The sequence below is a fragment of the Arenibacter hampyeongensis genome, from assembly GCF_002909255.1.
GTDB lineage: Bacteria > Bacteroidota > Bacteroidia > Flavobacteriales > Flavobacteriaceae > Arenibacter > Arenibacter hampyeongensis.
The window spans coordinates 548,052-561,634 of the sequence record NZ_PIOB01000002.1 but is presented as its reverse complement, the minus strand read 5'-3'; the positions used below and the strand labels follow the sequence as shown (position 1 = coordinate 561,634).

The window sequence follows — 13,583 nt, the reverse complement described above, 5'->3', positions numbered from 1 at the left end:
CTTATATCTTTTTAGAAAGTGGTATGCTTTTATTCAAATCAATATTTGGGGTGATAGATTCCAAATAATTGGAACTTAATGCCTTTTTATTTTCTACAAAAGGGCGAATTTGGAACAACCAAAGTTTATTGTTTTGGAATCCCAACTCCACATCATAGGCCCCTTCATAATCCGATTGTGTTTCCCTGGGCATAGTGATACGAATAGTCTTGGCAAAATCCCTTATTTCCTTAATATTTTCGTGGCTAAGGATGAAATTTTCAAAAGTGGACATTCGTTTTTCAGTTCCTCCTGTTGCAGGAAGTCTGTTATGGTACATTTCCCTAGCTGGTGCCAGTAATTGGGTGCCGCCAATATCCTTTATTAAGTAAGTTTCTGCCGATTGGCCATCGACTGCACCACCGGCCCCCCTGCTAAAAGCAATGGTCAAATCCTCAGGATTGCCAGAACTTATCCCTTTAGTAATCAGTACACCGGAATAATCCACGTCCACACTTGGGATGACCAAAATGGAAGGGAATACATTTTCAGGGTTTAGGAGGTATTTTTGTCTCCATTTAAAACTGCGTTCAGAATAAGGGGAAGCCCAAACGTCCTTAATTCCCGAAATTATTTTTTCTTTTGCTGCAACATTGAAAATGGTGAGGTTTAATCCCGCTCCGGTAAAATTCTTCAAATCCTCCATGTTGGTGTCGCTTCTCAGAAAAACTGGGATTTCACCAATAGCCTTGCCAAGCACCTCTTTAAAGTCGCGTTCCAATTGGGAAATGAATTCGGCTTTCATTGGCATTACCTTTATGGCCTCCCTTAGGCTTTCCAATTGCCGTAATTGATAGTTTTCTACCTCCCCTTCCGGAATGCCGTCGGAACGCATGTTTTCAGCCTGCTTAAAGGTGGAGCTGAGATACTCCCAATAGCTGCCTGATTGATTGGGCATAGGTTGGTTCATATGGTCCCGAAATATTCCGAAGGGAATAACCAAGCCTTCCACCACCTTTTCCGGGAACATTTTTTTTAACTGTCCCAAATTGGCTGCCTTTGGTCCGCAAAGTTTACCCGAATCCTCTGCATCCACCGATCTCAGGTTTAGTATTGCGGTTTCGTCCAACCTTATATTCTCTATGGGTACTTCAATTCTTTCTTCCTTACGTTCCAACTTGACAAACAAATTGCGTTCCTCTTCGGACATATCCTTTTCCAACTTCATAATAACATTGCCCTTATTGGATACCGCATAAAATATTATTTCTCCGCTAAATTTTTGAAGGCTTTTTAGATTATCATCTCCAAGGGCGGTATTGGGGATGCCCATATTCCGCGCCAATAGCTGTACATGGGAAACCATATTGCCCTCTGAAACCGTGGCAATACCTGCAATTGGTTTAAGATCGGACGGCGGACGTTGAAAAACATAAATTTTGTCCGAGGACACCTCGATCTCATCGGGAGAACCGCTGACCACTACCAATTCGCCCATGGCATATCCTGGATTGAGACCGCGCAGGCCACTTTGGTTGTCTATATCAAAGGCCTTATTGGTCAAAGCGGATTCCTGTGCAATGATATCGCCCAATTCCCCTACGGTCTGGCCTAAATGCAGCGCAATGGATCCTCTTATTTTATCGTCTATAAAACCGTAGGCCTTTGGTTCAAAAGCAGTAAATATATCTACGATTTCCTGATAATTTGCCTTTACCATGGAAGAACTCCATTCCACTTCCCTACGTGCATTTTCCAATACTGTGGTAAGTTGCCCAAGGGACATGGAGCTTGTGTTGGACCCTTTAACGGATAAATTAAGTTGTTCCCATTCCGCAAGTTCTATATAACCTGCCCCTGCATTGGCCATACCCAAATAGCATACTTTATCCAACAACCCGTTTAGGTCAACTGGCTGCCATTGGGGAGAATTTTTGAATATTATTTCTTCCAATTTTAAAGAGGCTTCCAATAACTGAAGACGGGCTACAGCATTTTCTTCCATTAAAACGGCCTTTCTTATATCTAAAAGCAACTCGGCCGTAGCCGGAATAAGCACTGCGGCATTTTGTTCACCGCTGTAGCTTGTCGCAAAGGTTTTTATTGAAACCCCGATGGGACTATCCTTGACAAGAGGTGTGTTTTTTTGTATCTGCGCAATATCTATTGGTTTGTAGAAATTGGCCATGGTGGACACCAAAGCATCAATTTTGGCTTTATTTTCGTTAGATAGCTTGTTGCTATTTTTAACTTTAAAGTCCATAACGCTATTAATATCCCCAGCATCGGGTTGACTATGGATCTTAACCCTTAAGTCCATAAATTCTGGGATTAAATCTGATATTACCTTGGAATCGCTCCTGATAATTTGGGACAGATTATCATCACCATTATGTGGAATATCCTTTAAGGACTGTCGAATGAGAAAAAAGTTTTTGGTTAAATTTTCGGTGTTTGATAATAGCCATTTATAAAAATCCACGCCCCAGGCCTCTTCGTCCTCCGCTTGTAGGGCACCGCGATAAAACTGACCCTTTTGTAGAATCCAGCCGTTATCAACAGCTCTTAAATACTTGTCCACTTGATACTGCTTAAGTCTGGAGTTATTATGATCTAAATCCCAAAATTCCTCTTTGCTCGTATAGGCTAAAATTTGCCCAAAGAAGAGGTGGTTGCTCTTTCCAAGATCGGTTATCGAGTTTTTATAGGTGGCGTGCTGAACCCCTGGGCCAATATTATCCGGACATGGGTCTTTGGGCTGGCGTATACTGCCATCCGTGCAGAACCAGCGAATTTCCTTATAGGGCCCTCGGATGTCCTTCTTATAGGAGTCGATTAAATCTTTTATTTCCTGATTGCCCAATTTTTGGCCTATTCCCATAAAGGGAATACAAAATAGTAGAATGCAGATAAATATTTGTTTTTTCATAGTGATACACTGGAATTGCCAATGATTAATCAAATGTAATACCAATTTTAATGCAATAATAAATTTGACTATTAGTTTCGTTGGCCAAACCCAAAATAAACTAGGTACAAAGGTTGAAAATGGTTAAAGGATCGGAATATTGGCTGTATGGCTTTATAATGTAAGAAATTAGCGTAAGAGTTACAAATTTAATGTTTCGGATGAGCCAAGTCTAGGCTTCAAAATTAAAGTCGATGGTCTATTACCATAACTGGTTTTCTACTCATTTTGGGAAATCTCAATTCCTGAAGGGTTGTAAAATCATGGAATTCAATTTTAGGGAGTACCCTTAACTTTGCCCGAAAGTGATCTTTGATTGTTTGTAATAATGCATCTGTAGGATTCGGAGTGGCTATTTTAATACAAATTTCATCTGTTCCTATATCGTTATGGGCAATTTCGATTACAAAGGCTTCTATTTCATTAAAATAATTGAGTACGTTGTACATTGCTGGGGGATACAGTGTGGTACCCTTGTACTTTATCATTTGTTTTTTTCTGCCAATGACGGGGCCTAGGCGTTGGGTATTTCTTTCACAGGAGCATTTGGAGGTATGTGCTTTAACAATATCTCCAGTTTTAAATCTCAGTAAAGGCATGCCTTCAACACCTAAGGTTGTAATGGTCAGTTCTCCCGGCATGCCATCTGGAACAGGTTTTTCTTCATCGTCCAAAATTTCAATGATGATCAATTCCGGATGATGGTGGCCACCTTGTTGGGCCTTGCATTCGGTAAAGGCAGTGCTCATTTCTGTGGAGGCATAGGTGGAATAAAGGGGGATGTTCCAATCTTTCTTTATTTTGGCAGCGAGGGTGTTCAATGAAAAGTCTTCATTTCTCAGAGATTCCCCAATACAAATGGCGCCTTTTACCCCAGCTTTGTTCGGATCTATTCCATGCTGATGCGCATATTCTATTAATTTCAATAAAAATGACGGGACAACAATGAGGTAGGTTGGTTTAAATTTAATGATAGAATCCCATTGAAGCTCGGGAATACCGGCGCCTACTCGAATAATTCCCGCCCCCAGCTCCCTAGCTCCCAGAAAATAAGCCAATCCCGCCATAAATCGTCTGTCTATAGTGGTTGTTAATTGCAGAATATCGTCTGCCGTAACACCGGCACAGTCAAAGGAAATGGCCTCGTTATAGGCCAATCGGTTCAGGTCATTGTCTGTTAGCGCAAATGTGACAGGTTCGCCCAATGTGCCAGAAGTAGTTACGTAGTCAATAATCTTGTTTCTATCTACGCACAAAAAATCATCATTATATTTTTGAAGGTCTTCTTTGGAAGTCGTGGGTAGTTTGGTCAAGTCTGCCAAGGTATGTATATCGCTGGCCTCTAGATTATTTTCTTTAAAAATTCTTTTATAATAGGCCGAATTTTGGGTAGTATAGTAAATTAATTCCCGTAAACGCTGTTCTTGTAACAGTTGTATTTCTTCCTCGGTTGCTTTTTCTATATCAGGAATCATTATTTTAATTTACGTTTTAATCTTCGAATATACGAATGTACCATAGCTTCCTTGGGAACTGTAGTGATTTCTTTTGTACTTGCCTCCTTAAAAGCATTCAAGGCAGCTAAGTAATATTTTCTATTGTAATAATAGCGTCCTGCCCAATAGTGGGTTTCCCAATATTCAGGATTCAATGTTTTAAATTCTTCTAGGAATTCAGGAGTTAAGTGTTTTTCGTCTTCCACTGCTTCCTTAATTTGGTCGTGCATTGACCTGTACTCCTCATAGTTTTGATACGCTTCGGTATACAGGAAACTATCTTTTTCAATGTTTTGATCAGCGATGGAAAGGGTAGTTTTGGTCCTGTGATTTAAACTGTCCTTGAAAATTTTGTTTAAGTCATAGGCTACAAATTCTCCCAATTGGTAGGGATTTGAAGAAATCCAAACCAAACCTTGTTCTGGTTTAAATACAATTCCGTGATGCGCCAATAACTGGTTCAATGCCTTTTCATTGCCATAACCAATATCCAAATCCCTAAGACCTTCTTTGTTTCTAAGTATGTCCACTGCAATTTTGGGAGTTATTTTTTCGTGGTTTCCCAAGAGTTCTTCCAAACGCTCATATCTGTAGTTGGAATGACTTTCGAAAATATGTTTTTTGTTGTTTTTATCTTCTGCATAGGCCTCACTTTGAAAGTGGTTGGAGCAGATCAATTGATTGGAATTGGGAACCTCATATACTCCAAAATTATGTGGTGAGACTTCGATTACTAAGGCTTTTTTGTCTCTGGCACTGCCCACTAGAATAGATTCCGAAACAAAAACTTGGCGTTTTTTGGCAATGGCCACGGCCTCCTCCAGGGTAGCTGCATATTGTAAAATTTCTCTGGTAACGATACTGATGGGTGTTTTGGCCACCATTGGAATTTTAGACTTTCCAGCGTTGATCGTAACTGTTAATCCATGCTCGTTCATTCCGGAGACCACTCCCATCATCCCGCCCCATGTCACGGACATAAATTTATGGCCTTCGGTAGGGTCTACAAATGAAATTATTTTGTTTTTGGCAAAATCATCCCCCGCATAAAAGTCAAAATTCCTACCAATGATCAAACTCCCATCTTCAGATTTATCGCCCCAGGCTGCAAAGGACGAACATCCTACAAGGGCCAAATCTTGTAAGGCATGGCCAATATCATGGGCACCATGAAGGTAAAGTACCCTCGAATAGGGTTCCGCTATGTAGTCAAAGTCGTCAGAGGCGTATTTGGATAGTCCCAAAATTTCTACCTTAATTTCCTCAGGAATGTTCTTATGCATTTTCCTATTGTACCAGGCCAGGAATTTTTTCAGAAAGTACCTTTTTGTCTTAGAAGGCACCAATTGTTTTACCTTGGATAAAAATATTGCCTCCTGGTGCTGAAATAGCTCTTCTGTAAGTGCTCCTGTAATTAACCCCCTTTGCAAGGGGTCTCCAGATACATAGAGTTCCCATAGGCCTTGTTTGTTTTTGGTCAAGTGGTTATTGGAATAAATGAAGGAAGTATCGGATGTTTTTGTTATTTCTGGAATTTTGGGACTGTAGGTACTTATATTGGGCCTGTCCTTAAGGGATTTCGTAATTCCACAAGAGCCCAAAAGGCCAAGTAGGGCAGAAAGACATAAAATCCATTTTATCCGGTGCATCCTAAATACCTAATTATTGTTTTTTCAACTTTTTATTGGTTTTTAATAACATCCTTTTCTCTTTAAGATCTACCCATTTTTGCCCCCATAGTTTTCGCATAGTATTTTCAAATGGTCTCATAAAAAATAGATTCCCAAACATTTTGGACAACAATATGGGGCGTTTGGGCAATGCCCTTAAGGTAATGGAGAAGCCACCATCCAAATATTTAATATAGTGCCAGTATCCGCTTGGCATATACAAGGCATCTCCGTGCTTCATTTCAATATATAGTCCTTCTGCCTTTTTTAAGGCGGGATAGGTTTCAAAATCTGGTTCGTCCATGTTTATGGATTCCAAATTGTGTACTGAAAAGGGTACCTTGTACAGGTACTTGGTCTGGTTCGGGGGAAACAAAAGTACACTTTTGTGACCGTGAAAATGAAAGTGAAGTAGGTCTGATAAATCCATGTCATAGTGGGGCAGCACTACCGAACCTTTGCCACCGAAAAACATGACCGGAAGGCGTTTGAAAAATTTTAAACCTATATCGGGGTACCTTATATCCTTAATTAATTCCGGCATTTTATCCAGAATGTTATAAAAAAATATACGAAGGTCCGTAGGTTGTTTTTTAAGGATTTCAAGGTAGTCGTACAGTTTCATTTCCATTGCTGGGGCGGCAGAGTTTTGTTTCCCTTTGGTAGGTTCATTATTGTACAGTGGAACAATCTGGTCTCCCGCCCGTTCCTGAATATACTCTATATTCCAATATTTACGGGCCGGCCAATCATTAGTGAGGTTTTCAATTAAAACGGGACGTTGGGTTTTATAAAATTTATTAATAAAATCCTCTTTACTAATATTGCTTACCCTGGTAATCGGAATCGTTTTAATTTGTCCCATATTAAAATTTTTACACCTCTTGAGTTTTATTGACCTCCAAAATTTTTTCCAGTAAATAGTCTTTTCCAAGCAATTCGGAACAGGTAATAATTGCTCCTATCGTTACTCCTAATATTCCGTGCATATTTAAACTTTGACCGGTAAATAAAAGGTTTTTTATTTTTGTTCTGGGAGAGACAAATGAATGAAGAGGATTGTTTACGTCCTTGACATAGCCATACATGGATCCATTATGTGATCCAATATAATCCCTATAGGATAGTGGCGTGGAGGCATAAACGGTTTGAATGCAATCACGTAGGTTTGGGAACTTTTTCTCCAATTCCGCAATAAAAATTTCTGTCTTGTAATTCTTGAACTCCTCATAAGTCTGTCCTCTATCATTTTTAGAGGCAACTGTGTTAAATGTATTTTGCCAGTGTTTAACCTCATTAAAATTCATATAGGTCATAGCTATTAAACTATCTCCCCAACCATCATCTTTTTTATTAATACCCATAGAGACCATATATCCTTCAGGCCAACTTTCTTGGGTGTAATCTTGGGCATCCCAAACACGATCTTCATATTTGAAATGATAAAAATTCTTATTGTGGTATTTAAATGAATTAGGTTTTAAGACAATGTATAGACTAAAGGCGGAAATAATACTTTCTATCTTATTGATCCTATTGGTATAGGATTTTCTAAAGTTTTCCTCACCTACCATTTTTAGGGTAAGCTTAGGTTCAACATTGGATATAAAGATATCGCCATTTATTTGCTTTCCATTTTTAGTTTCAACCGAAGTAACTTCCCCATTCTTTACATGGAATTTGGATACTTCATGATGTTTGTAGGTGTCGCCTCCATATTTTTTTATTTGTCTAATAAGTACCTTGGTGATCTGACTTCCCCCGTTTACACATCGGTAAGCACTTTCTATATAGGAATTAACGGAAAGCGCGTGAACATAGAATGGTGAGCGTTCCCCATCACCGGCATAAAGAAAATTGGTTCCTGCAAAAACTGCCTGTAGCTTTTTATTATCTGTAAGGGAATTGATATAAATTTTGGCATTTAATTTAAATACTTCATCACTCTCATAGGAAGGCTTGCCTTTGTTTAAATTGTACAAAGGAAACTTGGAACAGGTATCCCTTAGCTTATCACTATAAATTTTTATGGCTTTTTCCTCTTCTGGAAACTGTGCTATCAAACTGTTTTCAAAACGCTCATACCCTTGAGCGTGTTTGTACTCTTTTGGATCCCCGTCAAACGTTACGATGTCAAAGCCATCATCATCCAGTTTTTTGAGTTTTAATTGATCCATTATACCCAAATATGTAAAATACTGGTTTAGGTTTTGGCCCTCTGAAAGTCCGCCAATATAATGTACACCTGTATCAAAAATGGTTTTATCCCGGACAAAGGTTTGTAGGTTGCCCCCAAATTGATTGTTTTTTTCCAAAACACAGACACTATAACCTTCCTTGGCCATAATTAAGGCAGAAACCAATCCCCCTAATCCGCTTCCGACAATTACAATATCGTAATGTTCTTTCATATGCTGAATTCTTTGCAATTACCAAAACCAATACTCAATAAAGTGTTTAGGTATGTATTGCCTAACTGTACTATAATTATTATCCTTCCATGTTGAATGGCAAGGATATTTTTGGATCCTTATACCTAAAGGTTATCTTGATCCTTTATCCTTTCAAAGATAATAAGGTTTTCATATTCCAAAACAGTTTTAAAACCACTTGCCTTCATAATTTTCGAAGGCAATTTTATACCGTCTTTTATTAAAATCAGTAATCTAATATTGTTTTTTATTATATGATCTAGCATTTCAAGATCTTTTATTTCTAAATCGATAATCATTATATCCGCAGGATGTTCCACCGCCTCATTAATTGATTCTACCACGGTTAATTTTGCTATTTGCTGGGCAATAAAACTGTTTCTTACAATAGGTCTGACCTCCTCATCCATTAAGTAAGTAAAAATTTTGCGATCAACGGCATTTAAAGATAATAGAAAATCTAGCTGTCCGTATCCTTTTGAAAGATGAACTATGGTATCTGAAGATGCAATATATCTTGAGATTTCAGAATATATTTTGGAGTTATTTTTTAAATCTTTGCTTACCGTATTGTAAATGGAATCCCCCTTGTACCTGTAATCCTCAAGAATTGTCCTTAAAAAATAGGAATCCCCTTCCATTTCATTTCTGAGTTTCTGAAATTCGGACCTAAAATGTGCAGCAATATTTTTATTGCGCTCACGGTATGTTTTACCGTAGTCATCGTCTTCCGGCGCAATTCTATCTAAAATCTTTACAGTGATACTGCCGTTTTTTATCACAAAACTTCCTTTAGGGAGCACTTCAGAATTTCCATGTATTAAAACCGGAACAATATCCATGTTAAACTGTTCCGCCAAATAAAAGGCCCCTTTATGGAATCGTCTTATTTTATTGGTTTTGGACCTTGTGCCCTCTGGGAATGCCATTAAAGAGTATCCTTGAGCTACCTTGTTTTTTAAATGTTCCAAGCCGTTTTCAATTCCTTCGGACACGGGATAAAATCCGGCCAATTGTACGGCTTTTCCAAAAATTGGAGATTTGTACACCCAGTCGTTCACCAAATAAATAATCTTTGGATGTAACATGCCAACAGCCAATATATCTAAAAATGAGGTGTGGTTTGCTATAATAATAGCTGGTTTGCTAAAATCTTCTCCCGATAAGTTGATGATTTTTTTGCGTACAAAGGGATTGGTGTACAGGACCGATTTCATGAATTTTGAAATCGTTCTATGAAACCATTTCATTTTAAACTTTTTGTTAAAGGGCAGTATTTTCATAAAGGTAACACTCCATATAGACAACAATAGTCCGCCGGAACCATAATAACCAAATGAAAGGACGGAATGAATTAGTAATCGCAGGCTAATAGGGCGTTTTTCCTTACTCCCAATAAAGAGTAAAAACAATAATGGCTGAAGGGTAAAGGCAACAAAAACAGCCGATAGGATTCCAATGAGAGATACCAGGCTAATGGAATGTAAAGCTGGGTGTTTTGCAAAAATAAGCACGCCAATACCCAAAATGGTGGTTATGGCGGATAGTAGAATCGAGGTTCTATGTGTAGTAAGAACTTTTTCTCCTTTTCCGTATTCCTTAAGCAGCCCTGTGGTTATGAATATACTGTAATCTATTCCCAACCCAAAGATAAAGGTGGAGATGATGATATTAAAGATGTTGAATTCTATATTAAACATACCCATAATGCCAATGGTCAACCACCAGGTCAATAAAATAGGAATACTGGTTACCAAGACGAGGGAAAAACTCCTAAAAAACAGGAACAGGATCAAGACTACTATTCCCAATGAGTAACCAATTAGCTTATTGAAATCATTTTTGAGATTGCCTAAAAACATCTCATTCATTTCTTGTCTATCTATTACCAGGGTTTTGGGGTAGCCTTTAAAAATTTGCTTTATCCTTTCTCCGTTTCCCTCCTTTAATTTCATCAGTGATGTAATAGTTGTAAAACCATTATTGGTAACAATGTAGTCGTCAATAGGTAAAGCTGCGGCACTACTGTAATCCAAAACGTTCAGCAAGTTGAAATCCTTGTTGAGAAAGGAATAGAATTTATCAAAAGAGTTTGGCTTAAATCCCAATTGTGCGCTGCTTTCTACAAGATTTTCTTTTGTATTTGCAATAGTTTCAGCATCCCAAAAATCCTTCCAAAGGGCAATTTTTTCTTGCTGTTTTTGCTGTGAAAGAACTAAGGTGCCAATAGATCCAAAACTAAGAATTTCTCCGTTGTTCTTTAAGCGGATCAATTCTTGGTAAATGGTATCGTTGGTTTGAAACGCCACTTCGCTATCTTCCCCATATATGGCCAAATAAATAGATTTGGAGGACATATTGGTAAGTGCATCCAGTCTTTCCCTAGCTTGCAATAGGGCGGTAGGTTCATAGTTGAGTTTGGAAATATCCTTATTGAATATTACTTTATCGTGAAAAAAGATACTGGCGGTCAACAAGCCTACAAGAACCACAATGCCCCATTTGTTTTTATGAAAATTGTAGGAAGCTATTTTATCTAAAAGGGTGTTCCTAATTTTAATTTTATCATTATTCCGATAAACGTGGGGTATAAATAGTAGGGCGAAAATACAGGAGCCAATTACGCTTACGGCAGCAAAAATGCCAAGGTCCTGTAGCGCTTGAGAGTCCAGGAAAAGTAGACATAAAAAGGCTAAGGCAGTGGTAATACTGCTCATAATAACGGGCTTGGACACATCCGAATAAAGTGTTTTAATGGACGGATTATTTCTTATTTGGGTTAGGATATGTAATGAATAGTCCAAAGTAACGCCAAGAAGCACCGAGCCTATACCTAGGGAAATGGCAGAAATCTTCCCTCTGGTCCAATAAAGTACTGCTACGGATAATACGGCACCGAAAAGGGTAGGGGCAAAGAGTATAATGGGAATGGTTATTTTTCTATAAAATAGAATCAGGATGCCAATTAAGATGGATAGTGCTATACTGACCGTTAATTGAATATCTTTTTTTATCTGTTTTGCATTGGCGACCGCTATTAAAGTGGCACCAAAGTATTCACTTTTTACTTTGTCCTTAAACAAATGGTCAAGCTCTTCCTGGGTTTCATATAGATCGGCTACGAATTTGGTATTTTCCACGGTCTCACTGGAAGGGTGGACCGGAGTAATAAAAAGTAATATATTCTGTAGGTCCTTACTCAGGAGAAAGCCGTCTTTAAGGGTAAATTGCTCTCCGATTCCCAGTTGCCTTAATTTTTTTAGGGCTATAAAGGAAATTCCGAGGGGGTCTTTTAGGATCATTTCCTTGGCAACAATTCCTGATGGGGAAATTAATGTTCTGTAGTTCTTTTTTGTGATTTCGGAAATACTGTCCTTTTCTAGTTTTTTTGAAATAACATTATAGTCTTCCTTATCCAAGAACAAGGGAGCATTTTCATAGACAAAACTCATGGTGTTGCCGAGGTCACTATCATCTATCTTGCCTTGGATTTTCTTTATATGTGAAGAAGATTTTTTGGATATACTATCAAGGAATACAGTTGCATACCCAGTTAATTCTTCAATGGTTGACCCTGGTTGTCTAACAATATTGACGATGATCTTATCCGAAAAATTTACTGATTTTAATACTTTTTGAACTTCTTCAGTCTTGCTATTATTGGGTATGAGCTTGGTAATGTCCTCTTCGAATTCAATTTTGAAAGCAAAAAATATAAGGATTAAAAAAAGGACTACTAGGCCAATGACGCTAGTCAGCTTTCTTTTGGCAACATATTCATAAAACGTATACAAAAAACTACCCATTTTTAAGTGCAATTTTTTTTCTGTCAAAAATGTTCAATATAATATATCCACAGATTCCTGTGGTTAAAGCTCCAACAAAGGAAAGGGTTATGCTTCCGATTATATAGGATTTTAAATGTTTTATTACTTCGAAATTTGCTCCAGCTTCCTCAAAAGTGAAATCAAATTCGGTGCCCAAGACCCAATGCCCTATTTTAAGGCTAATAAATAGTACAAAAGGTATAAAAGGAGGGAAGCTTACGTTGGAAAAGGCAAAGGCAATGGTCTTGTTCAGTTTAAATAGTACTGCCAAGAAAATAACTATCAGGGTTTGGAATCCCCAAAGAGGGGATAATCCAATAAAGACTCCCAATGCTATTGAAATTGCTTTTTTTTCATGGGAATCATTACTGCCTAGAAAGTCTTCATAGAAGAACCTTTTAATTCCTTTTTTTTTTATTTTTTCGATTATATCACGTGGAAAAATATAAAGAAATGTGAGTATTACCAAATAGGTATTTAACAGGCTAATTCGAGAAAAATCTATAAATGGCCTAAAATGGGATACCCTTTCCGTAACATCATAGGTTACTTTTACCGGAATATTCTTCACTTGTATTCCGTTCCATGCCGCCTTGACAATGGCCTCAATTTCAAACTCAAATTTTCTAGTAAAGAACTTGATATCCTTTAGGGCCTTTATGGGATAAAGTCTATAACCGGATTGGGTATCCTGTAGTCTTATCCCAGTTTCTACCCAAAACCAAAAATTGGAAAATTTGTTGCCAAAACTACTTTTTTTAGGCACGTCTTTTTGCCCCATATTTCTAGCCCCAATATAAAGAACGTTTTTAGACGTTTCTTTGTCTAAGCTGTCAATAAGTATGGGGATGTCATCCGGAAAGTGCTGACCATCGGAATCTATTGTGATTGCAAATTGAAAACCTAGTTCCAAGGCCAACTCAAAACCTTTTCTCAAGGCGAATCCCTTGCCTTTGTTTTGAGCTAGAGGAATAGTGTGAATTTGGGAGAAATGAGTTAAAATATCGGAAGTGTTATCCGTTGACCCATCATTTACGACTATAATATCATTGGTGTATTGCAACACCCCTTCAATAACTTTTTTTAGGGTTTTGTGATTGTTGAATGTAGGTATGACCACACAGCATTTTAGCTGATCCATAGCTTCAGTTGTGGATGTGGTTTGTTGCGACACGGTTTTTTGCAATTTGGTTGTTCTTCCTTAAAGGAAA

At 38.0% G+C, this 13,583-nt stretch carries 7 protein-coding genes; all 7 read right to left on the bottom strand.

The window, feature by feature from the left end; translation table 11 throughout:
- Position 1: 1 nt before the first annotated feature.
- The 7 genes from CWD91_RS07285 to CWD91_RS07255 all read right to left on the bottom strand — a co-directional run bounded on the left by CWD91_RS07285 (position 2) and on the right by CWD91_RS07255 (position 13,513).
- Positions 2–2,908, bottom strand: coding sequence for a PEP/pyruvate-binding domain-containing protein (locus CWD91_RS07285; protein ID WP_103440308.1), 2,907 nt, complete (start codon positions 2,906–2,908; stop codon positions 2–4).
- 224 nt (positions 2,909–3,132) lie between these two features.
- Positions 3,133–4,422, bottom strand: a complete 1,290-nt coding sequence (locus CWD91_RS07280) for a phenylacetate--CoA ligase family protein (protein ID WP_103440307.1) — start codon at positions 4,420–4,422, stop codon at positions 3,133–3,135.
- On the bottom strand, positions 4,422–6,092 hold the full coding sequence (locus CWD91_RS07275) for a C45 family autoproteolytic acyltransferase/hydolase (protein WP_103440306.1): 1,671 nt from the start codon (positions 6,090–6,092) through the stop codon (positions 4,422–4,424). Before CWD91_RS07275 ends, CWD91_RS07280 begins: the two co-directional genes overlap by 1 nt.
- 13 nt (positions 6,093–6,105) lie before the next feature.
- Positions 6,106–6,978, bottom strand: coding sequence for a cupin-like domain-containing protein (locus CWD91_RS07270; protein ID WP_103440305.1), 873 nt, complete (start codon positions 6,976–6,978; stop codon positions 6,106–6,108).
- Between the two features lie 10 nt (positions 6,979–6,988).
- Entirely contained in the window at positions 6,989–8,524 is a 1,536-nt protein-coding gene (locus CWD91_RS07265; RefSeq protein ID WP_103440304.1) for a phytoene desaturase family protein, read from the bottom strand.
- A 125-nt stretch (positions 8,525–8,649) separates the two neighbouring features.
- Entirely contained in the window at positions 8,650–12,351 is a 3,702-nt protein-coding gene (locus CWD91_RS07260) for a 1-acyl-sn-glycerol-3-phosphate acyltransferase (RefSeq protein WP_103440303.1), read from the bottom strand.
- Entirely contained in the window at positions 12,344–13,513 is a 1,170-nt protein-coding gene (locus tag CWD91_RS07255; protein ID WP_103440522.1) for a DUF2062 domain-containing protein, read from the bottom strand. Before CWD91_RS07255 ends, CWD91_RS07260 begins: the two co-directional genes overlap by 8 nt.
- Positions 13,514–13,583: the final 70 nt, after the last annotated feature.